Source organism: Enterococcus sp. DIV1368d (genome assembly GCF_050542975.1).
Taxonomy (GTDB): Bacteria; Bacillota; Bacilli; order Lactobacillales; family Enterococcaceae; genus Enterococcus_D; species Enterococcus_D casseliflavus.
On sequence record NZ_CP172939.1, the window covers coordinates 286,382 to 312,169 of the forward strand.

A 25,788-nucleotide genomic window follows, 5' to 3' on the forward strand; every position below is an offset into this window, starting at 1 on the left:
CATCATAAAGTGCTTTTTTTTTACTTTCGATTACCTGTCAAGACAGGTGATGGCAAGTGAAAAAAAGATCTGGAGACAAATCGTGCGCGAATCATTGAAAAACGTGCGCTTTTTTGGTAGTGTTAGAAAGAATTAATCGCAAATGAAGGAGTCTATCATGAAGCCAATCATTGAATTGAATGCTATTACTGTGCGTTATAGCGAAGAAGAGCGTGCCGCGTTAAATAACGTATCCTTTTCCATCAACAAAGGGGAATGGGTGGCGTTGATCGGCCATAACGGCTCTGGAAAATCAACTTTAGCAAAAACCATCAACGGCTTGATCTTGCCGCAAGAAGGCAGTGTTTCTGTCGGCGAATTGCCTTTGAATGAAGAAAATATCTGGAATATTCGAAAAATGGTCGGTATGGTCTTTCAAAACCCTGACAATCAATTCGTTGGTTCGACGGTGGAAGATGATGTGGCTTTCGGTTTAGAAAATCAAGGAATCCCGCGAGAAGAAATGCTGGTTCGTGTCAAAGACGCTCTGGAACAAGTACGGATGAGCGAGTTTGCGACGCGGGAACCCGCGCGCCTTTCTGGTGGTCAAAAACAACGGGTAGCCATTGCCGGTGTCGTTGCACTGCGCCCGGATATCATCATTCTTGATGAAGCCACTAGTATGCTAGATCCAGAAGGCCGTGAAGAAGTGATCGCAACGATCAAAAAAATCAAAGAGAAAAACAATTTGACCGTGCTATCGATCACCCATGATATTGATGAAGCAGCTAACGCCAATCGGGTGCTGGTGATGCGTCAAGGAGAGCTCGTCCGCGAAGGGACACCAGCAGAGATTTTTTCTGCAGGTCCGGAACTGATTGAGCTAGGCTTAGATCTGCCGTTTCCTGAAAAATTAAAAGCGGCACTAAAACAGCGGGGCGTCACGGTACCACAAGCGTACTTAACTGAAGAAGGGATGGTGGATTGGCTATGGACATCCGTTTTGAACAAGTAGGATTCACCTACCAACCGCATTCTCCGTTTGAACAACGGGTTTTGTTCGATATCGATTTAGAGATCAAAGAAGGCTCTTATACCGCCTTAGTCGGTCATACGGGTAGCGGAAAATCTACGTTGCTGCAGCACTTGAATGCATTATTAAAACCAACGACTGGAACGGTCACGATCGGTGAGCGAGTCATCAAACCCGAGTCAGACAACAAAAATCTAAAACCGTTACGTAAAAAAGTCGGGATCGTTTTTCAATTTCCTGAATCCCAATTATTTGAAGAAACCGTTGCGAGAGATATCGCTTTTGGACCGAAAAACTTTGGCATCTCCGAAGAAGAAGCCAAAGGTTTAGCCCAAGAATACATTCAATTGGTAGGTTTAGATGAAAGTTTTCTGGAACGTTCACCATTTGACCTTTCAGGGGGCCAAATGCGCCGTGTAGCGATTGCTGGAGTCTTAGCTATGGAACCAGAAGTTTTGGTCTTAGATGAGCCGACAGCTGGCTTAGATCCACAAGGACGCAAAGAGATGATGGAAATGTTTGATCGCCTGCATCGGGAAAAGAACATGACGATCATTTTAGTGACCCACTTGATGGATGATGTGGCGAACTATGCTGATTATGTCTATGTGTTAGAAAAGGGACGTCTCGTCAAAGCCGGCACGCCGTCCGTTGTGTTTCAAGACACTGCTTGGCTGCAAGAAAAGCAGTTGGGGGTACCGACAGCAACCGCATTTGCGGAACAACTACAAGCCAGAGGACTGGCATTTGAGCAGTTACCACTAACAGCTGATGAGCTGGCAGATGTTTTAGTAGCAAAGGGGGCGACTGCCCATGATGAATAAACTGATTTTCGGTCGTTTTATTCCCGGAGACTCCTTGATCCACCGTTTAGATCCACGAGTCAAATTGATTGCTAGTTTTTATTTTATTGCGATTATCTTTTTGGCGAATAATTGGCAAAGCTATTTATTAGCGGGTGCTTTTACGCTCTTTTGTATCTCCTTTTCAAAAATCGATTTTGGCTTCTTTATTCGAGGCGTTCGACCGTTGATTTGGCTGATTTTGTTTACCGTGGCGTTACAGATTTTGTTTACTACCGGCGGTGACGTCTATTGGTCTTGGTGGATCTTTAACATCACAGAATTTGGTGTCCAAAACGGGATCTTTATTTTTTGTCGTTTTGTTTTGATCATTTTCATGTCGACGCTCTTGACGTTAACGACGCCCCCATTAGAGCTTTCAGATGCGATCGAATACATTTTGCGTCCTTTAAAAGCGATCCGTTTCCCTGTCCATGAAATCTCACTGATGCTGTCGATTGCGTTGCGCTTTGTGCCAACCTTGATGGATGAAACAGAAAAAATTATGAATGCTCAGCGTGCCCGCGGGGTCGATTTCGGCGAAGGGGGACTGTTGCAGAAGATGAAGGCGATCGTTCCTTTATTGATTCCTTTATTTGTCAGCAGCTTTAACCGTGCGGAAGATCTAGCTACCGCTATGGAAGCCAGAGGCTATCAAGGCGGCGAAGGGCGTACCAAGTATCGTATTTTGCACTGGCACCAACGGGACACATTGGTTGTCATCGTTTTTGCGCTCTTTACAGTAGCATTAGTGTTCTTAAGAGGATAAACGAAGACCTATGATTGAAGTCAACCCACGAAAGGTTCTTAACGAAGCAACGAGACTGCTGGCAATCCCAGCGGCTGGTTCGAAAAGGCCTGTCGATCGATCAGACTTTTCTCATAGGCCTTTTTTTGAAAAAATAGAAAGAAACAGGTGATTCAATGGTCCGCTATAAAGCGACGATCGCTTATGATGGTACGAATTTTCAAGGATTTCAGCGTCAACCCAATGGACGAACGGTTCAAGAAGAGATTGAAAAGACATTAACGAAGATGAACAATGGGCAACCGATCCAGATTCATGGCTCTGGCCGCACCGATGCGGGGGTCCATGCGCAAGGGCAAGTGATCCACTTCGATTTCCCTCAAAAGCGTCCACTGGAAAAAATGCGCTTTGGATTAGATACCCAAACGCCAGAAGATGTTGCGGTAAAATCGGTGGAGATCGTTGACGATACCTTCCATGCCCGCTACTTAGTCATTGAAAAAACCTACCAGTTTCGGGTAGACATTGGGAAGCCCCGCAGTCCTTTCCGCCGTCATTATGCAAGTTATTATCCGTATCCGCTAGATTTGGAAAAAATCCAACGGGCGTTGCCAGATTTTTTAGGCACCCATGACTTTACCAGTTTTTGTGCGACGGGCAGTTCAGTCGATGACAAGACGCGGACGATCCATGAGGCGTCCATGGCGGTCAATGACGCTGGAGATGAGTTGATTTTTACCTTTCGCGGCGATGGATTTTTGTACAAGATGATCCGGATCATGGTGGGCACATTGCTGAAAATCGGCAATGGACGGATCGCACCTGACAGCATTCCTGCAATCATTGCGCAAAAAGACCGAAATGCGGCAGGTCCCACGGCTCATCCAGAAGGATTGTATTTGGTTCATGTTGCTTATGGATAAGGAAAAACACAAGCTTCGCTGCTCTTACACAACAAGAGATAGCGAAAGCTTGTGTTTTTATTTTTTCTCAGGTAAAACAGAGGTGGTTTCTTGCCAATCTTCAGTCCTTTCCGCAGCGATTTTAGGCGCAGCAGTGGTGGGTGTTTTTTCCAAGGTACCGGCAGCGACTAAGGCGGCGATGGCTACCAAAAATGCGAAAAGCAAGTAAAGCAGCCAGCTCCAAGCAACGTGATAGCGATTGCCGATGCCTAAAAAGACCATTTGTCCGACAGGTCCCCCTAGCATCACAATGGTGGAAAAGATCCCGCTGCTGATGGCGAGATGTTCTTCATCAATCTCACGAATCAGATGTGCCGAAAAACGAGGATTGATTTTTCCAATCAGATAGCCTTCAGCAAAGAGCAGCGCAATCATGAGCCAACGGTTATGCAGGAAGAGAAAATTCAAGGTCAACAGACATAAAACGAAAGAGGTATACGCAATCAAGCGAACCAGACCGGTATTCTTGAACCAGTCGGCAGCAAACAAGGCGCCAGCGACCATACCGATCGAAGTAGCGATGCCTGCCATCGCAACGGTGTTGCCATAAGTGGCAAACCAAAGCGCAAGGTCATCCAACAGCTGGAGATTTAGTAGACCGCTCGTACTAGCAGCTAAGGTATTGATCAGTAAGGCAAAGAGGATCATCTTTTTAAGAAAAGCCGTACCAGTCAATAATTTAAAAGTATCCGAGAAATTCTGAAAGAGTGGTGTTGCTGCTTGATTGATTTTCCCTGGCACCGCATAGAAGAGCGAGCGGTTCAGGAAGATCACGATCGCGGCTAAGAAAAACGTCACGGCATTGATCAAACCAAAAGCCGCAAAGTTATTATTCAGTAAAATGATCCCCCAAGCACCGATGCCTTGAAAGACGATTTGAACGGTGGTTTGACACGCCATTTGAAAGCCCATGGCACTGTCTAAGGCATCAGCAGGCACAAGACGGCGAACATAGGGCAGCTGTAACCCAGAACAATAAGCGCCCAAACAATCAGATACAATGTTGATGCCTAGCAAAAGGAAGAAAGACCATAAACTAGGCGGCAGTTGGATCAAAAAAGCGAGTGCCACGAAAAGGACTCCTTGTAATAGTCGACTGCTGATCATCCATTGCACTTTGTTTTTGGTACGATCGGCTAGATAGCCGGTCAGGATCCGTAAGAGATCAGGGATCAGCAGTGCCATGGAGGCTAAGGAAACAGCAAGGGCATTAAAGGGTAAAGTACTGGCATAAACTACAAAGACGATATTAAATAAACTCATGCCGATACCGCTGAGTAAGGCGGCGTTGACTAAGGCACGATAGCCGTTGTTTTGTTGATATTCTTTCATCGAAATCATCCTTTCACGTTCTACGTTGTAAAATCAGTATAGGATGCTTTATACTAAGAGAAGAAAATAATCCACTATAGTGGAATTTAAATGTACCAGGAGCATACCAGAGGTTACTGTCACGAGTGATTAGCAGTTAAAAGAGTGGCATGTAAATAAGGTGCCGCAGATTTTGCTCCTCAACATTTTATAGGTTTGAATCTAAACTTGAATCTAGAACAGGAAAATTTAATTGCGGAGCTTCATTCGTGAAGTGGGATTGGTTTGGCGTTTGTAGACCGATCGTTGTGAGGAGGATGGTTATGGAAGAAGGAAAACTGTACCGACAATTGCGCAAAGAGCGCGGCTATACGATCGCTCAAGTGGCGGATGAACAAAACAGTCGCTCGTTTATCAGTAAATTTGAGCAAGGTGCTTCAAGTATCAGTATTCATCGATTGGAACGCTTATTAGAAAATATCCATGTCACAGTGGAGGAGTTTTATTATTTGCGTGCGCAGCAAAAGGGCGTAAAAGGGCACGACAACCTGATGAGCTTTCCCAGCTATATGACGAGCGAATTTATGGATTTACTGGATCGAATTTTAGGGATCAACAAAGAAGCTTATTTGAGTAACGCCCACGCCCAGAGAAGCAAAGAAGGGCTGGAGGAAATGCGTAGCGAACTGATCGCCGCTTCCAAACAGCATTCTTTTGTTTTTCTGTACCTTGAGATCACAAAGGAGATACATGAAATCAATCTCTCAGGTCCTAAACTCAATCACTCTTCTGGTGACTATATGGAAAAGCTACGCACCAAAACTCGCCCCGTCATTTCCTACCTTACGAAAGTAGACAACTGGGGCGTTTATGAGATTTTGCTTTTTCGTTATTTTCAATTCTTATTTCCTGTCGAAACCTCCTATCACTTACTGCAGATCGCTATCTCTCGCACAAAAAAAGAACAAGGTTTGTCCTTGATGCGAGAAATTCAAATGGATTTGATTTTTAGTTGTTTTACGACGTTTGTCAATTTTCGCCGCCTGGAGTGGGCAAAAGAGGTGTTGACCATTGCAGAGGAATTATTGGCAGATCGCGGAGACATGCTAAACAGTACGCATCTTCTTTGCTATCAAGGATGGTACTGGTATATTTATGGCGATCAAGAAAAAGGACTGTTGAAAATCGATCAAGGGCTTTCGATCTTTCGCGTCTTGAAACAAACCAAAATGGTTAACTTATGGGAGCGATCGTTGCACTCCATCAAGAAAAATGCGGAAGAACCTAACAGTTATCTTATGTTTCGCTAAACGCTCTAAGGGCTAACGGGCTAGGCATTTGGCCCCGCATCGAAGGGGATCTAGTCGGTAGTGGAGGCTAAGGCCACTAGAGCGAACAACTGCGGAACGCCAGCACAAAAAAAGAACCAAACTCACCGATCATTGAGCGACACCCATAAGTCAGCGTTTGCTCTAACTTATGGGGAGCGCCTCAAAAAGACGAGTTGGTTCTTTTTCGATTAGGTTTCTGGTGGTTGATCCATGAGTTGACGTTGGTCGTCTAAAACTTGCTTTTTGGCTACTTGTTTCTGGTAAAACCAAGCAAACAGGATAAACAATGCGATGCAGCCGAAGAACAAGCAAACACCGATAACAAAGCCTTGCGGCAAGAAGGACAGTTCCAAGTGATGGGTGCCACTTGGGATCGTCACACTGATAAAGCCGTCTTGAAAGGCGGTGATTGGAACTTCTTTGCCGTCAAGCGTAGCAGTCCAGCCCTTGTCATAAGGGATGGTCGTTACAAGCTGCTGCTCTTTTTCAGTCGTGATATCGGCTTTGGCACTGCGTTTGCCGACCGTCATAGCGACCCCTCGATCTTGGATCGCATCAATTGCTTGTTGGTAAGCGTTGGTATCCAAGGTCACGACTTGCGGGTTTTGGAAGGAGATTTCAGGCGTTCCGTAGAAGCTGACGGTGAATTGAACCGTCGTATCGGTCTCATAGTGCCCTAAGTCGTAGTATTGACCGTTGATACTGATTTGCGTTTCTCGCTGCTGACCGTTGACTGTCACGGTGGCAGATGAGCTTTCCAATTCCCCAAAGTTGGCAGGGAAAAGACTCAAGTATGCTTGCGAGTTCGCTGGAACCTCCACTTGCCAAGTCACTTCTTTTGCGACATTGCTTTCTTGCTCGGTAAATTTCATATACATGCCGTCATTGGTGATATCTGTATTTTTACTATGGATCACCGTGATCGGCTGAAAGGCAAAATACTCTAAATTTAAATCGGCCAAGCCATTGAAAAGATTTTTCTGGCTCGTCAAGTTGTCATTTTGCGGCTGTTCAATCGATTCAATGGTTGGTTCAGCCAAGAAACCTAGCGGTAACGCATTTTGATTCTCATAAAGCTTGTATTCACCAGATTCCCCGACACGTTGAAAGCCGTATTTGGTGAGATTTGGCTTGGAGATATTGTATTTGATCCCTGTAAAAGCATCCATCAGCAAGGTATTATTCGGATAGCGGATATTTAAATTGGTGCCGCGGGACCGAAAGCCCAGCTTATCCAGGTAGCTTGAGGAATTGCGGTTACGGATCGAAGAAAACATGCTGACACCGCTGTAGCCATAATTGATACTGTCGTTGGAAGAAACAGGATCAAGGTTTTCTAATCGGAAAAAGGTATCATTGTCTTCGTTGGCTTGAGTGACTAGTTTTTTGATGTCCGGATAAGGTTCTGTATACAAACTACGAGAAGCATAGTTCCAATCATTCAAAATTCCGCGAACCATACCGCTCGTATTGACGGCCATTTCTCCGCAGACGAAGATCAGCATCAAGATCGTCACTCGTTTTTGTGTTAAAAGACCTAATTGCCCGAACCCAATACATAACAAGTAAAGAACAAAGAATACGATCGTTAGCGCAAAAGAAGTAGCGGAAACATATTCATAGGTTCCAGGTCCTTTCAATGCGTAGGAGAGGGCAAACACCACGATCGTAGAAAGACCAATAATGAGAAACAAGCCGCGATCTTTTTGCTGCAGCTGCTCCCACCCGTATCCCGCCAGCATGATCACTAAGAAGGAGAACAAATAGGCATAACGGAAAAGGAACATATTTGGGGCATGCATCCCGTGCCAAAAAAGATTCATCGGCACGATATAAAAACTGGCGATCAAAACAGCAAACATGCCAGCGTATAAGAATTTATCCTTCAAGCGGATTTTCTTCGAAACAAAATATAAAATACACAACAGCAACGGCAATAAACCGATATAGATGAAGGGAATGGAGCCGTATTTTGTCGTATCGTAAACACCGATCATGTTTTTCATCACGAGGTCAAAGACATCGGTGGCTTCGGTTTTAAAGGAAGAAATCGTTGTTAATTCTTCCCCGTTTGAGCGCAAATCCAATAAGGCAGGTAAGATGATCACCATTGAGGCGCCGCCAGCTAACAAGGAGGTGATGCCGTAAGGAATGATCGCCCCCCGAGCTTGCTTCCAGTTGCGCCCCAACTGAACCAAGAAATACATTACGGAAAAGAGACCGATCATAAAGCCCATGTAAAAACTGGATAAAAATAACAGCAGATAACTGATAAATAACACGACTGGTTTTTTCTTTTTCACTAAACGGTCAATACCTAAAATCACTAGCGGTAGATAGATCATGGCATCAAGCCACATGATCAGTTCCGAATGGGCGGTGATGAAGGACATCAAGGCATAACAGACGGCTAAGGTCACATGCTGCCAACGTTGGATCTTAAAGGTTTGGCTGGCATAAAACCAAAACGCCAAGCCCGCACTGCCGATCTTGATCAAGGTCAAGAAGTACAACGCATCTGGCATCAGCTGATTTGGGAAAAACAAGACCAGAGGAGTGAAGATCCCGCCTAAGTAATAGGAGATCAGTGCCAGATAATTCAAGCCTAAAGAGGCATTCCATGTATAAAAGATACTTTGCTTGCCTAAGAGCATATTGCGAAAGCTGGCATGAAAGTTTGAGAATTGCGAAAAGGCATCACTGGCTAAGACACTGCGGCTGCTGCCAGGGTAGATGCCGATGGTCAAATAGATCACTGCCATGATAAGAAACGGCAAGAAGAAACTAGCAAGCATATAAGGCCAATGTTGTTTGGCAAATGTTTTTATTTTCGTCACAAGAAGTCACCTGTTCTTTATCAATTTTTTCTTAGTTTACCACAGGTGAATCGATTAAAAAAACAAAGACCTGTTTTCTTTAATGAAAACCTAAGTGAAAGCGCACCAAAGAAAAAAGGGTACAAAAAAAGCCGTTCAAAACGAACGGCCGAAAAGGTCTAATTATACGCGCTCAACTTTTCCAGATTTCAAAGCACGAGTTGACACCCAAACTTTTTTAGGTTTTCCGTCAATCATAACGCGAACTTTTTGCAAGTTAGGTTTCACAGTACGTTTTGTCGCATTCATTGCGTGAGAACGATTGTTTCCACTTGCAGTTTTACGTCCAGTAAAGTAACAAACTTTAGCCATGTGGTTATTTCCTCCTTTGCCTTGATGTTGGAGCGCTATTTCAGCTCATACCATCTGAATTTATCACAGAAAGGTGAAAAAAGCAAGAGTAATTTTCAAGAAACATTGACTTTTCCCAGTAAACATTGTAAATTAAACAAGGTCGAAATGCAAGACGTTTGGTCAGAAAGCCCCTTTTCATATGTCTCATCCTTTTATTTGCGGTACAGCTATGATAAAATATGTAAGAAGAAAGATGGGTCATGCCCATTGAAGGAGGCTATAAAATGGCTGTAAAAATTCAAACCTCATCAGGTATTATTGAAATCAGCAATGAAGTCATTGCAACAGTGGTCGGAGGCGCAGCAACAGATGTGTTCGGCATTGTTGGTATGGCTAGCAAGAAACAAATCAAAGATAACATCAATGAAATTTTACGAAAAGAAAATTATTCTCGCGGTGTCGTTGTCCGCCAAGAAGAAAACGGCATTGCAGTGGATGTATACACGATTGTTAGCTATGGAACAAAAATTTCCGAAGTTTCCCGCAACGTGCAGGAAAAAGTGAAATACAACTTAGAAACGATGCTAGGTGTATCTGCGAACTCGGTAAATGTATTTGTTCAAGGCGTACGTGTACTGCCAGATTAGGCAAGGGATCCGTTCATGGCGGATGATTTTAAGGAGGACTATCTAAGTGAAGGTAACGAATATCAGCGCAAGTCAGTTTCAAGAAATGGTGCAGGCAGGCGCGGCTCGTCTACAAGTTAATGCAGAGTTTGTCAACTCATTGAATGTGTTTCCTGTTCCAGATGGAGACACCGGGACAAACATGAATCTATCCATGACCAGTGGAGCAAAAGCTGTCGCAGATGCGACTTCAGAAAACGTCGGCGATCTTGCCGCTACACTTTCAAAAGGACTATTGATGGGCGCACGTGGGAATTCCGGCGTCATTTTGTCTCAATTATTCCGCGGTTTTTCTAAAGCTATCCCGACCGCAGAAACACTCACTGCACCAGAATTGGCTCAAGCCTTTACTCATGGAGTAGAAACCGCCTATAAAGCAGTCATGAAGCCTGTGGAAGGAACCATCTTGACTGTGGCACGCATCTCAGCTGAATATGGCGAGAAAAAAGCACAAACTACCGATGATTGTATCGAAGTGATGAAAGCCGTGGTTCACGGCGCAAAACGTTCATTGGCGAAAACCCCTGATCTATTGCCCGTCTTAAAAGAAGTCGGCGTGGTAGATAGCGGCGGTCAAGGATTGTTGTTTATCTATGAAGGCTTCTTAAATGCATTGACTGGGGAATACCCAGCCGATGAAATCTTCGAACCTTCCCCAGCGGCTATGGACGAAATGGTCAATGCCGAACATCATCGCAGCGTTCAAGGGCACTTAGCGACAGAAGACATCACCTTTGGTTACTGTACAGAAATCATGGTGAAGATCGGTGAAGGTCCGACTGTAGATAGTGAATTTGATTATGAAACATTCCGTAATTACTTAAACGAGTTAGGGGATTCCTTATTAGTGGTCAACGACGATGAGATCATCAAAGTCCATGTCCATACGGAACATCCTGGCGAAGTCATGAATTATGGTCAAAAATTCGGCTCATTGGTGAAAATCAAAGTTGACAACATGCGTCTTCAGCATGAAACGATTTTGGAACACGACCAGCAAGGTGCAAAACCTGCACCAGTGAAACGTCCACGGACACCATTTGCGATCATCGCGATCGCGGCTGGCGAAGGCTTGAAAGAATTGTTCACTAGCCTGGGTGCTTCATATGTCATCAGTGGCGGCCAAACGATGAATCCAAGTACGGAAGACATTTTGTTGGCGATCAATGAAGTTAATGCCGACCAAGTGATCGTTCTACCAAATAACAAAAACATCTTTATGGCTGCACAGCAAGCAGCGGAAGTTTCCGAGATTCCAGTAGCGGTTGTTGAAACACGAACGATCTCACAAGGGATGACAGCGATGCTGGCATTCCACGAGCAATCCACACTAGCTGAAAATCAGCAAGCTATGACCGATGTCTTAGCAAGTGTTGTCAGCGGATCAGTGACTCATGCGATCCGTAATACATCAATTGATGGCATCGAAATCACAGAAGGCGACTTCTTAGGAATGGTCGACGGCAAAATCGTTGTTTCTGTTCCTGATCGTTTCTCTGCTTCCATGACTACCTTAGAAAAAATGATCACAGAAGATACTGAGATCGTCACCATCATTATCGGTGAAGAAGGCAAAGCCAAAGAAGCAGCGAAAATTGAAGAAGCGATCGTTGAGCTGCATCCTGAGATCGAAGTAGAGATCCATCAAGGCGATCAGCCAGTTTATCCGTATCTTTTCTCAGCAGAATAAACAAATTAGGCGGCGGGGGCAAAAATCGTAGATGATTTTTGGCTCCGTCTTTTTCTATGAATGCAGGAATCTCTGCAATAAACAAAATTACTTTGGAAAAGGAGGGTACCTATGCTGAATCAGCCACTTACGGTATTAAAGGGTGTCGGAGAAAAACGCGCCCAAGACTTGGCGAGTTTAGGGATCGAAACCATTGAAGACCTGCTGAAGTATTATCCGTTTCGTTATGAAGACATTCAAGAACGGCAATTAGCGGAGATTCAAGACCAAGAAAAAGTAACGATCAAGGGGATCGTCGTTTCCCCGCCGGTCGTCAATCGCTTTGGCTATAAGAAAAGTCGGTTGCAATTTCGCATGATGCAAGACCACGATGTCTTTAATGTCTCCTTTTTCAATCAGCCTTATTTGAAGGATAAAGTAGAGGTCTCAGAAGAGATCGCCGTCTATGGCAAATGGGACGCCAAACGCAAAGGACTGACGGGGATGAAAATTCTCGGCAGCAAGAGCGCAGAAGACTTTGCCCCCATTTATCATGTCAATAAAGCCGTGCGTCAAAGTGTGTTGATCGAACTGATCAAACAGGCATTCCTTGATTTTGGTGATCAGATCACAGAGATCTTGCCTTTGTCATTGATCGAAAAATATCGCTTGTTGGATCGGAAATCCGCGATGTTTGCGATGCACTTTCCAAAAGATCCGCAAGAGAGTCATCAAGCGAAGCGTCGGGTGATTTTTGAAGAGTTCTTTTTGTTCCAAATGCAGATCCAAGGACTGAAGAAAAGCGAAAAAGCCGAGAAAAACGGCTTGGCGATCGATTATGATGTGCAACGCTTGAAAGAGTTTACTCGTAAACTGCCCTTTGAATTGACGAATGCGCAAAAGCGCGTGACCAATGAAATCTGCCATGACCTGAAAAGTCCGCAGCACATGCAGCGACTCTTGCAAGGAGACGTAGGAAGCGGGAAAACAGTCGTGGCGGCGATCGCCCTCTATGCCACGATGACGGCTGGCTTTCAGGGCGCACTGATGGTGCCGACTGAGATTTTGGCTCAGCAGCACCTAGAAAGCTTGAATCAGCTCTTTGACCCCTTAGAAGTGACCACCGCTCTTTTGACAGGCTCGACCAAACCAAAAGAACGGCGGGTCATCTTAGAACAATTAGCAGCTGGGGAGATCGACATCATCGTTGGGACCCATGCGCTGATTCAAGAAGGGGTGGATTTTGCACATCTAGGCTTAGTCATCACCGATGAACAACACCGTTTTGGGGTCAATCAGCGAAAAGTCTTACGAGAAAAAGGCTATCTGCCTGATGTGCTCTTTATGACCGCCACACCGATCCCTCGTACGTTAGCGATCACGGCTTATGGCGAAATGGATGTTTCGGTGATCGATGAAATGCCAGCAGGACGGATTCCTGTAGAGACTCGCTGGGTCCGTCCGCCGCAGTTTGAATCGATCTTAGAGTGGGCGCAAAAAGAATTGGCACAAGGGCATCAGATGTATGTCATCTGTCCTTTGATCGAAGAATCCGAAATGCTGGATGTCAAGAATGCCACGGAGATTTATGAGCAGCTGCAAAGTTACTTTTCTCCTACTTATCAAGTGGGGATGCTGCATGGGAAAATGAAGAATCAAGAAAAAGACAGCATCATGGAAGCTTTCAAAGAAAATCAACTGCAGATCTTGGTTTCCACGACGGTCATCGAAGTAGGGGTCAATGTCCCCAATGCGACAGTGATGCTGATCATTGACGCCGATCGCTTCGGGTTAGCCCAGCTTCATCAATTGCGTGGACGGGTAGGGCGCGGTGCCGATGCTTCTTACTGTATATTGATCGCAAACCCGAAGAATGAAACAGGGGTCGAGCGAATGAAGATCATGACAGAAACCACCAACGGCTTTGTAGTCAGCGAAAAAGATTTGCAGTTGCGAGGACCAGGAGAAGTCTTCGGCAATCGACAATCGGGCTTGCCAGAGTTTGCGGCTGCCGATTTGGTCGCAGATGCCCATATTCTAGAAGTGGCACAAGTCGAAGCTGCCCAGCTTTGGCAAAAAAATGGCTGGCAGCTGTTGCCAGAATTTTCGGCATTGGCAAACTATTTAGCAGCAAAAAAAGCAGACAAACAATTTTTTGATTAAAGAATATGCTATACTGATTGGGAAAATGAAGGGAGTGGCAGCGAGATGCGGATTGCTGTTGATGCAATGGGCGGAGACAACGCCCCAAAAGCGATCGTAGAAGGAGTCATGCTGGCAAAAAAAGACTTTCCAGAGATTGAATTCCTCCTTTACGGAAAAGAAAATGAAATCAAAAAATACAAGACGGATGATAAAAATGTCACCATTATCCACACGGATGAAAAAATCAATAGTGATGATGAGCCTGTCAAAGCGATCAGACGAAAAAAAACCGCCTCAATGGTCTTGGCAGCACAAGCGGTCAAAAATGGTGAGGCAGATGCGATTTTTTCAGCTGGAAATACTGGGGCCTTATTAGCGGCTGGTTTGTTTATCGTCGGTCGGATCAAAGGGATCGACCGTCCCGGATTGATGTCCACGATGCCAGTGATCGGCAAAGATGCTGGCTTTGATATGCTGGATCTAGGTGCCAATGCCGACAATAAACCAGAACATTTGGCAAACTATGCCGTCTTAGGGTCCTTTTATGCCCAAAAAGTTCGCGGGATCAATCGACCACGGGTCGGCTTGTTAAATAACGGAACGGAAGAAACCAAAGGCAGTGAATTAACGAAAAAAGCCTTTGAACTGCTTTCGCAAGACCCGACGATCCACTTTATCGGCAATGTCGAGGCTCGGGAATTATTGGATGGTGCAGCTGACGTCGTCGTGACAGATGGCTTTACTGGAAATGCTGTTTTGAAATCGATCGAAGGAACCGCCTTGAATTTGATGGCGCTGTTGAAACAATCGATTCTCGATTCTGGTGCCAAAGGGAAATTAGGCGCATTATTATTAAAAGATGCGTTGCGGAAAGTGAAAAATGAAATGGATTATGCGAAACACGGCGGTGCCGTATTGTTTGGTTTGAAAGCACCAGTCATCAAAACCCATGGTGCGACAGGACCAGAAGCGGTGGCGTACACCATCAAGCAGATCCATACGATGTTAGCGACAGATGTCGTGGCACAATTGGTCGCCCATTTTGAAGAAATGCCGACTGACAAAGACGAAACGCAATCATAATGCAATGATTGTAATGAAATTGCAAAAATATCTAGACAAAAAGCATAGAAAGCAGTACAATGTTTGTTAGCCATTCTATGTTTTGTGCAAACGCGTGGAGGTGAAGCCAGTTGACACGAGATGAAGTATTCAAGAAAGTTGCGGTCGTGATCGCCAATCATTTTGAAATTGACGCAGAGAACGTAACGGATACGATGAGCATTAAAGACGACTTGAACGCTGATTCGATCAGTGTGATGGAATTCGTCCTTGAACTAGAAGATGAATTTGGTACCGAGATTTCTGATGAAGATGCCGAGCAGATCGAAACAGTCGGTGGAGCGGTTGATTATATTTCAAGCCATCTTGCTTAAGACAGACATAAGAGCTAAGTCCTAGATGACTTAGCTCTTTCTTTCTCATAATTGATCCGCAGTGATTTTGAGCGGCTTTTCTTTGGTAGTGAAATCTAAAAAACGGTCGTTAAACCTGACATGACGGCGTTGAAAGCATAATGTAAATTTTCTGAAAATTCAGTGTATTAACTTTTCTGGGACTTGCATTATTGGTGGCATTTCTATATAATTATTAAGAATATATTATACAATGTTAAGAAAGCTTTTGGAAATGAAATGCATGTTCCTTCTTTTTTTACATTAAATTGCAAGACATCTTAGAAAGTAGAGAGGGGTATTCGATTGTCCAGAGATAATCAATTACTAGATGTTCAAAACCTTCACACAGGTTTTCGTATTAAAGACGATTACTATGACGCAGTAGATGGTATTTCTTTTACACTGGATCGCAATGAGATCTTAGCGATCGTAGGAGAATCTGGTTGCGGCAAGAGTACGTTAGCTACAACGATCATGGGGCTGCATGACCCAAACAACACGAAAATCACTGGAGAAATCTTATATAAAGATTTAAACTTGTCAAACTTAAACGAAACGCTGTACAACAAAATTCGCGGAAATGATATTGGGATGATTTTCCAAGATCCATTGTCTGCACTGAATCCTTTGATGCGGATCGAAGATCAAATCAAAGAAGGGTTATCCTACCATACGGATATGACCGCCGAACAGCGTCAAGCACGAGCATTAGAATTATTAGAACAAGTGGGGATTCCCAATCCACCGCGAGTAGGACGTCAATACCCTCATGAATTGTCTGGTGGGATGCGTCAGCGGGTCATCATTGCGATCGCGATTGCTTGTAAACCACCAATCATTATTGCCGATGAACCAACGACCGCGTTGGATGTGACGATCCAAGCACAGATCCTTGATCTACTAAAAGATTTGCAAGAAGAAACACAGACGGGGATCATTTTGATCACCCACGATTTAGGTGTCGTAGCAGAGATGGCCGACCGAGTAGCCGTGATGTACGGGGGTCAGTTTGTGGAAGTCGCAACAGCCGAAGAGTTGTTTGCCAATCCGAAACATCCATACACCCGCTCATTGCTTAACTCGATCCCTCAAGAAAATTCACAAGACAGTGAACTGCACGTGATCGAAGGCGTAGTTCCTTCATTGAAAAATATGCCACGGACGGGTTGTCGGTTTGCCGCACGGATTCCTTGGATTCCTGAAAGCGACCACGAAGCAAACCCAGTCTTGCATGAAGTAGCACCTGATCATTTGGTCCGTTGCACATGCTACAAGCATTTTCATTTTAGAGACGAAGAAGGAGAAGTGTAGATGACAGAATTAATTACAATTAAAGATCTGAAAGTCCACTATCCTATTCGCAGCGGATTTTTCAACCGCGTCACAGACCATGTGTATGCCGTTGACGGTGTGGACTTCATCATAGAAAAAGGAAAAACCTACGGATTGGTTGGTGAGTCTGGTTCTGGTAAATCCACGACGGGGAAAGCCATCGTTGGATTAGAAAAAATCACCAGTGGCGAAATCATTTATGACGGGCAAGACGTGACCAAACGTTCCATCCGCAAAAAAATGAACTACAACAAAGATGTCCAAATGATTTTCCAAGATTCAATGTCCAGCTTGAATCCTAAAAAACGCGTGGTAGACATTATCGCCGAACCATTACGCAACTTTGAACGCTTAAGCGATCAAGAAGAGAAAAAACGAGTGAAAAGCCTTCTGGATATCGTTGGGATGCCAGAAGATGCCCTATACAAATATCCTCACGAGTTCTCTGGTGGACAACGTCAGCGGTTAGGGGTTGCCCGCGCGGTAGCATCCAATCCCAAACTGATCGTCGCCGATGAGCCGGTTTCAGCCCTTGACTTATCCGTTCAAGCGCAGGTACTGAACTTTATGAAACGGATCCAGCAAGAATTTGGCTTAAGTTTCTTATTCATCTCTCATGACTTAGGGGTCGTAAAACACATGTGTGACAATATCGCCATCATGTACAAAGGCCGCTTCGTTGAGATTGGGACACGGGAAGACATCTATCAAGACCCGCGTCACATCTATACAAAACGTTTATTATCAGCGATTCCTCAAATCGACGTAAAAAATCGCGATGCTCACAAAGAAAACCGCCGCAAGGTCGAGTTGGAATATGTGACCCATCAAAAAGATTACTACGACGAAACTGGCAGAGTGTATGACTTGCGTAAAATCACCGAGTCGCACCAAGTCGCATTGAAAAACGGGGGTGCTGAATAATGTGGAAAACAATTCTACGTCGTTTGTTGTTGATGATCCCGCAAGTCATTATTTTGAGTATCTTGATTTTCTTGATCGCACAAGCAATGCCTGGGGATCCATTTACCGGTTTGATCAATCCAAACCAAGATCCAGCTGTTATTGAGCGGATGCGTGAAGCCGCTGGTTTGAATGACCCATGGTATACCCAGTATTTCCGTTGGATCGGAAATGCCTTAAAAGGGGACTTTGGTCAAAGTTTCATCTTTAAATTACCTGTTTCAACGTTATTAGCAGGACGTATCAGCAATACATTGTGGTTATCTTTATTGACGGTCATTTTGACTTACGTGATTGCCATTCCTTTAGGGATGTGGGCAGGACGTTACCAAAATTCATTGCTTGATAAAGTCGTCGTTGTTTACAACTTCTTCAGTTTCGCCGTACCGTTGTTTATCTTTGCGTTGATCGCATTGTTCATCTTCGGTTACCGATTGGCTTGGTTCCCAACGGGTGGTTCCGTTGCACCGGGGGTCAGTGGCATGGCTGAGTTTTGGAGTCGCTTGTATCACCTACTATTACCGGCGATCACTTCTGCATTATTAGGAACAGCAGTGACGATCCAATACTTGCGAAGTGAAGTCATTGATTCGAAATCATTGGATTTCGTTCGTACCGCTCGTTCAAAAGGGGTACCAACGAATAAAGTCTTCTCACGTCACGTTTTCCGTAATGCATCGTTGCCGATCGCATCACAAATGGGCTACGAGATCACTTCATTAATCGCAGGTTCTGTGGTCATTGAGAAAATCTTCGCTTACCCAGGTGTCGGAAAACTGTTTATCGATAGTATCGTCCAACGGGACTATGCCGTGATCACTTCACTGACATTGATCTTAGGACTAGCGACCTTGATCGGTACGCTACTATCAGATATCATCATGAGTATTGTCGATCCAAGAATCAGAATCCAGTAATAGGAGGGGATAAATGTGTCTGAAAAGAAAGAAAAAGTACTAAAACAAGAGAGCATCCCGCCTATGGGATTAAAAATGATTTTTCGCGAATTCTTAAAAGATAAAATGGCGATCTTTTCATTAGTTTTGTTAGTCGCAGTTTTATTGTTCGTGTTTATCGGCTCAGCAGTTATCGACCAATCACAAGTGATGCGTGTCAGCATCCTTGATAAATACGCTGTACCCGGCGCGATTTCGCCAAACGGCGGCACCTACCTTTTAGGGGCGGATGAAGGTGGCCGTGATGTTTGGGGACAATTGATCATCGGTGCGCGTAACTCAATCTTGATTGGTTTTTCAATCACGATCATTACGTCGATCGTTGGGGTCGGACTAGGGATCATCTCAGGTTACTATGGTGGCATCATTGATAACATTTTGATGCGTATCGTTGACTTCGTTATGATTTTGCCGATCATGTTGATCATTATCGTTATCGTATCGATCGTACCTCGTTACAACGTTTGGACCTTTATATGGGTCATGAGTGCCTTTTACTGGGTCGGAAAAGCAAGGCTCTTCCGAAGTAAGACCCTTTCAGAAGGCCGTCGCGACTATGTTAGTGCATCGAAAACCCTCGGAACCAATGACTTCGTCATCATGTTCCGCGAAATTATGCCGAACCTTAGCTCATTGATCATCACCAACTTAACAATGAACTTTGCAGCGAATATCGGTATTGAAACGACACTAACATTCTTAGGTTTTGGTCTGCCGACCAATGTTCCAAGTTTGGGAACACTGATCGGATATGCCAGCAGCGGTGATGTGCTGGTCAACAGACAGTGGATCTGGTTACCCGCATCAATTCTAATTTTAGTCTTGATGTTGAGTATCAATTACGTTGGTCAAGCATTTAAGCGTTCAGCGGATGCGCGTCAACGACTAGGATAAACAAGGAGGATACAGGATGAAGAAAAATATTTTTGGTATGGTCACTCTTTTGTCAGTGTTAGCATTGGCAGCTTGTGGCAGCAACGGCGGCGGAACCGATTCTTCTGGTGGCGGTAATGCAGCGACAGAAACAGAAGATATCAGCACAATGCCAGTCGAAGTCAGCAATGATGAAGAAGCAATCGAAGGCGGTACATTGGATGTTGCAGTAGTGATGGATACGCAGTTCCAAGGGTTATTCGTACCTGAGTTTTATCAAGACAGTTATGACAGTTATTTCATGGAACCAAGTAATGAAACATTGTTCTTATACGATTCTGACTTCAAAATCGTTGACGGCGGTGCAGCAAATCTTGAGTTAGATGAAGACAACAACACAGCAACGATCACATTACGTGATAACTTGAAATGGTCAGATGGCGAAGATGTTACCGCTGATGACGTGATCTTCTCTTATGAAGTAATCGGTCATAAAGATTACACAGGTATCCGTTATGATAACAACTTTACCAATATCGTTGGTATGGAAGATTACCATGATGGCAAAGCTGATACTATTTCTGGTATCACCAAAGAAAGTGACAAAGTCGTTAAAATCCAATACAAAGAAGTTCACCCAGGTATGTTGCAAGCTGGTGGCGGAGTGTATGAATCTGCTTTACCGAAACATGCATTTGAAGGTATCGAAGTCAAAGATATGGAATCAAGCGATCCAGTTCGTAAAAATCCAGTTGTCTTTGGTCCTTATGTAATGTCAAATATCGTTGCGGGAGAGTCTGTTGAATACGTACCGAATGAGTACTACTACGGCGGCGCACCTAAAATGGATAAATTGTCATTTAAAGCTGTTCCTTCAGCATCAATCGTAGAAGGATTGAATGCAAAACAATATGACGTTGTTTATTCAATGCCAACAGATACGTATCCAACCTACAAAGATGTAGATGGCTACCAAATCTTAGGTCGTCCTGAACAAGCATACACTTACCTAGGCTTTAAATTAGGTACTTGGAATGAAGAAGAAAACAAAGTAAACTACAACCCTGAGTCTAAAATGGCGGATAAAGCATTGCGTCAAGCAATGGGTTACGCAATCGATAACGATGCTGTCGGAAGCCGTTTCTACAATGGCTTGCGTTCAAATGCAACGACATTGATCCCACCAGTATTCGGCACACTGCACAACACCGAAGTAGAAGGCTACACATTGAACATCGACAAAGCAAATCAATTGCTTGATGATGCTGGCTACAAAGATGTCGATGGCGACGGCATGCGTGAAGACAAAAATGGTGAGAAATTAACCATCAACTTTGCTTCAATGTCAGGTGGCGAAACGGCTCAACCATTGTCTGATTACTACATCCAACAATGGAATGAAATCGGACTTGATGTACAATACACAACTGGTCGCTTGATCGACTTCCAAGCTTTCTATGACAAGCTGAAAAACGATGATCCTGAGATCGATGTCTTCCAAGCAGCATGGGGAACTGGTTCAGATCCTTCTCCAAGCGGACTTTACGGCCCGAACGCAGCATTCAACTACACTCGTTTTGAATCTGAAGAAAATACAAAACTTCTAGATGCAATCGACTCAAAAGATTCATTTGATGATGCAAAACGTAAAGAAGCATTTGATGCTTGGCAAGAGTATGCAGCAAACGAAGCGTTTGTTATCCCTACTCTTTACAGAAACCAAGTAATGCCTGTTTCAAACCGTGTCAAAGACTTCTCATGGGCTTATGACATTGACCACAACAGATGGGCAACAGTTTCAGTTACAGCTGAATCTCGTTAATCAATGATCGATGAAAAGACGTCCTTTCCAGGACGTCTTTTTTTCCTGTTTTTTTGCGGGTATCTGAGGAAAACAGGCTTTTTTATCCAGGAGAAGATTAAGTAAATAAAATTTTATTACAGTCTTTCCAAGAATTTGGAGGAAACATTTCATAATTCGGCAAAAACCAGTATAATAGGGAAGTGTCGATAAACTAATGAAGGAATGTGACAAATGAATACACAATTAACGAAAGAACTAAAAGAAAAGTTTGATATTGTGTTCCATGATGTAGATCTGCTTGAACAAGCGTTTACGCATTCATCTTATGTGAATGAGCACCGCAACTTGCACTTGTCAGATAACGAACGTTTAGAGTTTTTGGGCGATGCTGTCTTAGAGTTGATCGTTTCACGGTATTTGTATCGTGAATTGCCAGATCTGCCCGAAGGTAAGCTGACGAAGCTACGGGCGGCAATCGTTCGCGAAGACAGTTTATCCATGTTTGCCAAAGATTGCCGATTCGATGAATACATTCGTCTAGGCAAAGGGGAAGAAAACTCTGGCGGTCGTAAACGACCTTCTTTGCTTTGTGATCTATTTGAAGCCTTTTTAGGTGCGTTATACTTGGACCAAGGACTGGAAAGTGTCAGCGGCTTTTTGACGAAAGTTGTCTTTCCAAAAGTAAAAGCAGGTGCTTTTTCCCATGAGATGGATCACAAGACCCGCTTGCAAGAAGTCTTGCAGCGTGGCGGCGATGTTTCCATCAATTATCGTTTGATCAAAGAAGCAGGCCCCGCCCATGAACGGATTTTTTGGACGGAAGTCTATTGCGATGATACCTTGATCGGAAAAGGACAAGGAAAATCGAAGAAATTATCAGAACAGGACGCCGCTGCGAATGCCTTGGCGGATCTTGAACAGTAAGAGAGGACTGGCGGAGTGTATTTAAAACGAATAGAGATTGCCGGCTTTAAATCCTTTGCCGACCGCACAGTCATTGATTTCGAACATCGAGTGACTGCAGTCGTCGGACCAAATGGCAGCGGCAAGAGCAATATTACCGAAGCGATTCGTTGGGTTTTAGGAGAACAATCTGCCAAAAATCTACGTGGTGGCAAAATGCCTGATGTTATTTTTGCAGGTTCTGACACCCGCAGAGCGCTAAATATAGCGGAAGTGACGATCGTTTTAGACAATAGCGATCATTACTTGCCGATGGATTACAGTGAGATCAGCGTGACTCGCCGCTTGAGAAGAACCGGCGAAAGCGACTTTTTCTTAAATAAACAAGCTTGCCGCTTAAAGGATATCCAAGAGCTGTTTATGGACTCTGGGTTGGGGAAAGAATCATTTTCGATCATTTCCCAAGGCAAGGTAGAAGCAATTTTCAGCAGCAAACCAGAAGACCGTCGTGGGATTTTTGAAGAAGCGGCGGGGGTATTGAAATACAAACAGCGGAAAAAGAAAGCCGAGCAAAAATTGTTTGAAACTGAAGACAATTTAAGCCGTCTACAAGATATCATTTATGAACTAGAAGATCAGTTGGTGCCTCTGGCAGCCCAAAGTGAAGCAGCCAACCGCTTTTTAGCGTTAAAAGAAAAATTGACGACGGTCGATGTGGCCTATGCGGTCTTAGAGATCACGAAAGCAAAAGAAGCGTGGGAGACAGCCAAAGCTCAACTGAGTACCTTTAACCAAGAACTGGCGCAGATTTCCGAAAAGATCAACCAAGGGGAACTGTCGCTACATTCTTTGCGGCAACAACGTACTGCTTTTGATGAAACGTTGGAGCGTTTGAATCAGCAGCTTTTAGAGGTCACCGAAGGACTGAAGCAAGCCGAAGGGCAAAAAGAAGTCTTGGATGAACGTTCAAAGCATACGCAAAAAAGCTCTGCCGAATACCAAGAAACTTTAGAGGAAGTCACAGAGCGGGTCACACTTTTAAATGAAGAAAAAACGGAACTGATCGGCTTGCTTTCACAAAAGAATCGTAGTGTGCAGGAAGTTGAAGCAGCGATGCTGGCGTGTCAGCAAGAGCAGGAAAAGTACCAACGTTCAGCAAAAGAAATCATTGAAGAGTTGCGTAGCCAATATGTTGAAGCCATGCAGGAGCAGGCAACGATTGGAAACGAATTGAAATACTTGGAGCGTCAATACCAACAAGAAGCCGCGAAAAATCAAACGGCGCTAAGCAAGCAGACGCAAATGAATACGTCGTTGAAAGAAAAGACGACGGAAGCGCAAATCGTGGAAGAGCAGCTGACGCAGGCTAAAGCGATTTTAGAAGAACAACGCAAGCAATACATCCATCTTCAAGAAAAAGCTCAGACCAACAAAAAACGCTTTGATGAAGAACAAAAGAAAATGTATCAGTTAATGAGTCAAGTGCAGCAGGTACGAGCGAAACAGCGCAGTCTGCAAGACATTCAAGAAAATTATAGCGGCTTTTATCAAGGCGTTCGCTTGATTTTGAAAAACAAACAGCAGATCAGCGGCATCGTTGGCGCAGTAGCGGAGTTGATCGATGTGCCGCAAGACTATACCGTGGCGATCGAGACCGCATTAGGCGCCGCTGCACAGCATGTCGTCGTTGAAAATGAGCGGGATGCGCGAGCAGCCATCACGTATTTGAAAGAAAATCGAGGGGGGCGTGCAACCTTCCTACCGCTGACGACCATCAAAGCCCGTCATTTGCCAGATTATGCCCGCAATCAAGCCAAGCAAGTGTCTGGATTTATCGGCGTTGCCAGCGAATTGGTCCAGTCGCCCGAACACGTCCAAACGATTACGGATAACTTGTTAGGCAGTATCTTGATTGCCGAAGACTTGCAAAGTGCCAATGCGTTAGCACGGGCATTGAACTATAGCTATCGGGTCGTTTCCTTAGAAGGGGATGTCATGAATGCTGGCGGTTCCATGACGGGTGGCGCAACGAAGAAAAATGCCGGTAGTTTGTTTAGCCAAAGCAACGAGCTGCAACAATTGACGGCACAAGCGGCGCAACTGGATGAGCGGCTTTTAAAAACGGAAAAGCAAGTCCAGCATTTTGAAGCAGCGACCAAAGAAGCACAAGCAGCATTAGAAGAATTGCGGACGCAAGGAGAACAGGCTCGCATGACGGAGCATGAGCTGCAAAGCCGCTTACAAAATCTTGAGAATGACCTGAGCCGCTTGAAGCAAGAGCAGCAAGTGTTTGATTTTGAACATCGCGAAGTGCAAGCCTTCTTTGAGGAATATGATGAGAAGAAGACGAGCTTGGAAGAACAGCAAAAGAATATTGCAGCGCAATTGGCGAAAATCGACCAAGATATTCATCAAATGAATGCCGAAGAAGACTTGATCGAGGAAAAACGCCAAACCTTAGCACAAGAAAGTGCGCGCTTGCAGGCAGCTTTCGCAGTTCAAAAAGAACAAGTGGCGCATTTGCAGCAAAAAATTGCCGCTACGAATCAAGCATTAGAAGAAAACGAAGCGCGTCAACTCTCCTTAGAACGGCAGTTAGCTGCCTTGACAAGCAACGTCAGCGATCATGAGTTTTCAGAAGAAAGCATTCTTCAGCGAATTGAAACCTTCACAAAAACCAAGCAGCAGGTAACAGCGGAATTGACGGTGATTCGTGAACAACGTCAAGTCGTTCAACAAGAAATCGGCGCATTAGACGAAGCCCTGAGTGCTGAAAACTTAACGCAAAAAGAAAAGCTGTCAGAAAAAACCGAAGTTGAGATCGAAAAAAATCGCGCAGAATTGGTGATGGATAATCGTTTGTTGTATTTACAAGAAGAATACAATCTCACCTTTGAAAAGGCAGCGCAAGATTTCCCTGAAATCGAGGATGCAGAACAAGCCAAAGTCGACATTCAGGAACTAAAACAAGCGATCGAGCAAATTGGTCCAGTCAATTTAAATGCGATCGAACAATATGAGCAAGTCAATCAACGGCATTTGTTCTTGACGAGTCAGCGAGACGATCTGCTGTCGGCTAAAGCACAGCTGTTTGATACGATGTCTGAAATGGATGAAGAAGTCAAAACCCGTTTCGGCGAAGTCTTCGATGCGATCCGTTTGCAATTCAAACAAGTATTTCCTAATATGTTTGGCGGCGGTCATGCGGAATTAGTCTTAACAGATCCGAAAGATTTATTGAACACTGGGATCGAGATCGAAGCCCAACCACCGGGCAAGAAATTGCAAAACCTCAGCTTGCTATCAGGGGGCGAACGGGCACTGACTGCGATTGCGTTATTGTTTTCCATTATTCAAGTTCGTCCAGTACCGTTTTGTGTGCTTGACGAAGTGGAAGCAGCATTGGATGAAGCCAATGTCTCTCGTTTCGGTCATTACTTGAGTGCTTTCCAAAATGATACACAGTTTATCGTCGTAACTCACCGTAAAGGAACGATGGAGGCAGCAGATGTGTTGTATGGTGTGACCATGCAAGAATCTGGAGTGTCGAAGACCGTGTCCGTGCGCTTAGAAGAAGTGCGTGAAGGCGGTAGTTTTGCAGCAGATCAAGCATAGAGGAGGAAT

Annotated in this window: 20 protein-coding genes; 17 read left to right on the forward strand and 3 right to left on the reverse strand. The window is 44.4% G+C overall.

The window, feature by feature from the left end:
* The first annotated feature begins 157 nt into the window (after positions 1-157).
* The 4 genes from IGJ44_RS01390 (at position 158) to truA (ending at position 3,525) form a co-directional block, all read left to right on the forward strand.
* Positions 158-994 carry an energy-coupling factor ABC transporter ATP-binding protein gene (locus IGJ44_RS01390; RefSeq protein WP_005227109.1) on the forward strand — a complete coding sequence of 279 codons (837 nt, stop codon included), beginning with the start codon at positions 158-160 and terminating at the stop codon, positions 992-994.
* Positions 970-1,836 (forward strand): energy-coupling factor ABC transporter ATP-binding protein, encoded by an 867-nt coding sequence (locus IGJ44_RS01395; RefSeq protein ID WP_008376364.1) that lies wholly within the window; start codon positions 970-972, stop codon positions 1,834-1,836. Before IGJ44_RS01390 ends, IGJ44_RS01395 begins: the two co-directional genes overlap by 25 nt.
* Positions 1,826-2,623, forward strand: coding sequence for an energy-coupling factor transporter transmembrane component T family protein (locus IGJ44_RS01400; RefSeq protein ID WP_005227113.1), 798 nt, complete (start codon positions 1,826-1,828; stop codon positions 2,621-2,623). Before IGJ44_RS01395 ends, IGJ44_RS01400 begins: the two co-directional genes overlap by 11 nt.
* Positions 2,624-2,778: 155 nt before the next feature.
* Complete coding sequence (gene truA / locus IGJ44_RS01405) at positions 2,779-3,525, forward strand: tRNA pseudouridine(38-40) synthase TruA (protein ID WP_074535395.1); 747 nt, start codon at positions 2,779-2,781, stop codon at positions 3,523-3,525.
* A 57-nt stretch (positions 3,526-3,582) separates the two neighbouring features.
* On the opposite strand, the gene IGJ44_RS01410 is transcribed toward truA, so the two are convergent.
* Positions 3,583-4,896, reverse strand: coding sequence for an MFS transporter (locus IGJ44_RS01410; protein WP_074535394.1), 1,314 nt, complete (start codon positions 4,894-4,896; stop codon positions 3,583-3,585).
* A gap of 302 nt (positions 4,897-5,198) precedes the next feature.
* Here IGJ44_RS01410 and IGJ44_RS01415 point away from each other — a divergent pair, with 302 nt between their 5' ends.
* Entirely contained in the window at positions 5,199-6,185 is a 987-nt protein-coding gene (locus IGJ44_RS01415) for an Rgg/GadR/MutR family transcriptional regulator (RefSeq protein ID WP_074535393.1), read from the forward strand.
* 209 nt (positions 6,186-6,394) lie between these two features.
* Here IGJ44_RS01415 and IGJ44_RS01420 read toward each other — a convergent pair whose 3' ends face one another.
* A complete protein-coding gene (locus tag IGJ44_RS01420; protein ID WP_128487969.1) occupies positions 6,395-9,043 on the reverse strand; it encodes a YfhO family protein in 2,649 nt (882 codons plus the stop codon).
* 162 nt (positions 9,044-9,205) lie between these two features.
* Positions 9,206-9,394 carry a 50S ribosomal protein L28 gene (gene rpmB / locus IGJ44_RS01425; protein WP_005232504.1) on the reverse strand — a complete coding sequence of 63 codons (189 nt, stop codon included), beginning with the start codon at positions 9,392-9,394 and terminating at the stop codon, positions 9,206-9,208.
* A 266-nt stretch (positions 9,395-9,660) separates the two neighbouring features.
* Between rpmB and IGJ44_RS01430 the strand changes: the two genes are divergently transcribed.
* From IGJ44_RS01430 to smc, 12 genes are all read left to right on the forward strand, one after another.
* Complete coding sequence (locus IGJ44_RS01430; RefSeq protein WP_005227125.1) at positions 9,661-10,023, forward strand: Asp23/Gls24 family envelope stress response protein; 363 nt, start codon at positions 9,661-9,663, stop codon at positions 10,021-10,023.
* A gap of 46 nt (positions 10,024-10,069) precedes the next feature.
* Entirely contained in the window at positions 10,070-11,752 is a 1,683-nt protein-coding gene (locus IGJ44_RS01435; protein ID WP_167826626.1) for a DAK2 domain-containing protein, read from the forward strand.
* Positions 11,753-11,863: 111 nt separating this feature from the next.
* A complete protein-coding gene (gene recG / locus IGJ44_RS01440; protein WP_015508817.1) occupies positions 11,864-13,894 on the forward strand; it encodes an ATP-dependent DNA helicase RecG in 2,031 nt (676 codons plus the stop codon).
* A 45-nt stretch (positions 13,895-13,939) separates the two neighbouring features.
* Positions 13,940-14,959 (forward strand): phosphate acyltransferase PlsX, encoded by a 1,020-nt coding sequence (plsX, locus tag IGJ44_RS01445; RefSeq protein ID WP_430606049.1) that lies wholly within the window; start codon positions 13,940-13,942, stop codon positions 14,957-14,959.
* A gap of 110 nt (positions 14,960-15,069) precedes the next feature.
* Positions 15,070-15,312, forward strand: a complete 243-nt coding sequence (acpP, locus tag IGJ44_RS01450; RefSeq protein ID WP_005227129.1) for an acyl carrier protein — start codon at positions 15,070-15,072, stop codon at positions 15,310-15,312.
* Positions 15,313-15,636: 324 nt separating this feature from the next.
* Positions 15,637-16,644: an ABC transporter ATP-binding protein gene (locus tag IGJ44_RS01455; RefSeq protein WP_005227130.1), complete on the forward strand. Its 1,008-nt coding sequence runs from the start codon at positions 15,637-15,639 to the stop codon at positions 16,642-16,644.
* A complete protein-coding gene (locus tag IGJ44_RS01460; protein ID WP_074535389.1) occupies positions 16,645-17,589 on the forward strand; it encodes an ABC transporter ATP-binding protein in 945 nt (314 codons plus the stop codon).
* Positions 17,589-18,545, forward strand: coding sequence for an oligopeptide ABC transporter permease (gene opp4B, locus IGJ44_RS01465; RefSeq protein WP_005227132.1), 957 nt, complete (start codon positions 17,589-17,591; stop codon positions 18,543-18,545). The genes IGJ44_RS01460 and opp4B overlap by 1 nt, the downstream gene beginning before the upstream one ends.
* A gap of 63 nt (positions 18,546-18,608) precedes the next feature.
* Positions 18,609-19,478, forward strand: a complete 870-nt coding sequence (locus tag IGJ44_RS01470) for an ABC transporter permease (protein WP_153883525.1) — start codon at positions 18,609-18,611, stop codon at positions 19,476-19,478.
* A 16-nt stretch (positions 19,479-19,494) separates the two neighbouring features.
* Entirely contained in the window at positions 19,495-21,279 is a 1,785-nt protein-coding gene (locus tag IGJ44_RS01475) for an oligopeptide ABC transporter substrate-binding protein (RefSeq protein WP_074535388.1), read from the forward strand.
* A 213-nt stretch (positions 21,280-21,492) separates the two neighbouring features.
* A complete protein-coding gene (rnc, locus tag IGJ44_RS01480) occupies positions 21,493-22,185 on the forward strand; it encodes a ribonuclease III (RefSeq protein WP_005227136.1) in 693 nt (230 codons plus the stop codon).
* A gap of 15 nt (positions 22,186-22,200) precedes the next feature.
* Complete coding sequence (gene smc / locus IGJ44_RS01485) at positions 22,201-25,779, forward strand: chromosome segregation protein SMC (RefSeq protein WP_015508819.1); 3,579 nt, start codon at positions 22,201-22,203, stop codon at positions 25,777-25,779.
* Positions 25,780-25,788 lie beyond the last annotated feature (9 nt).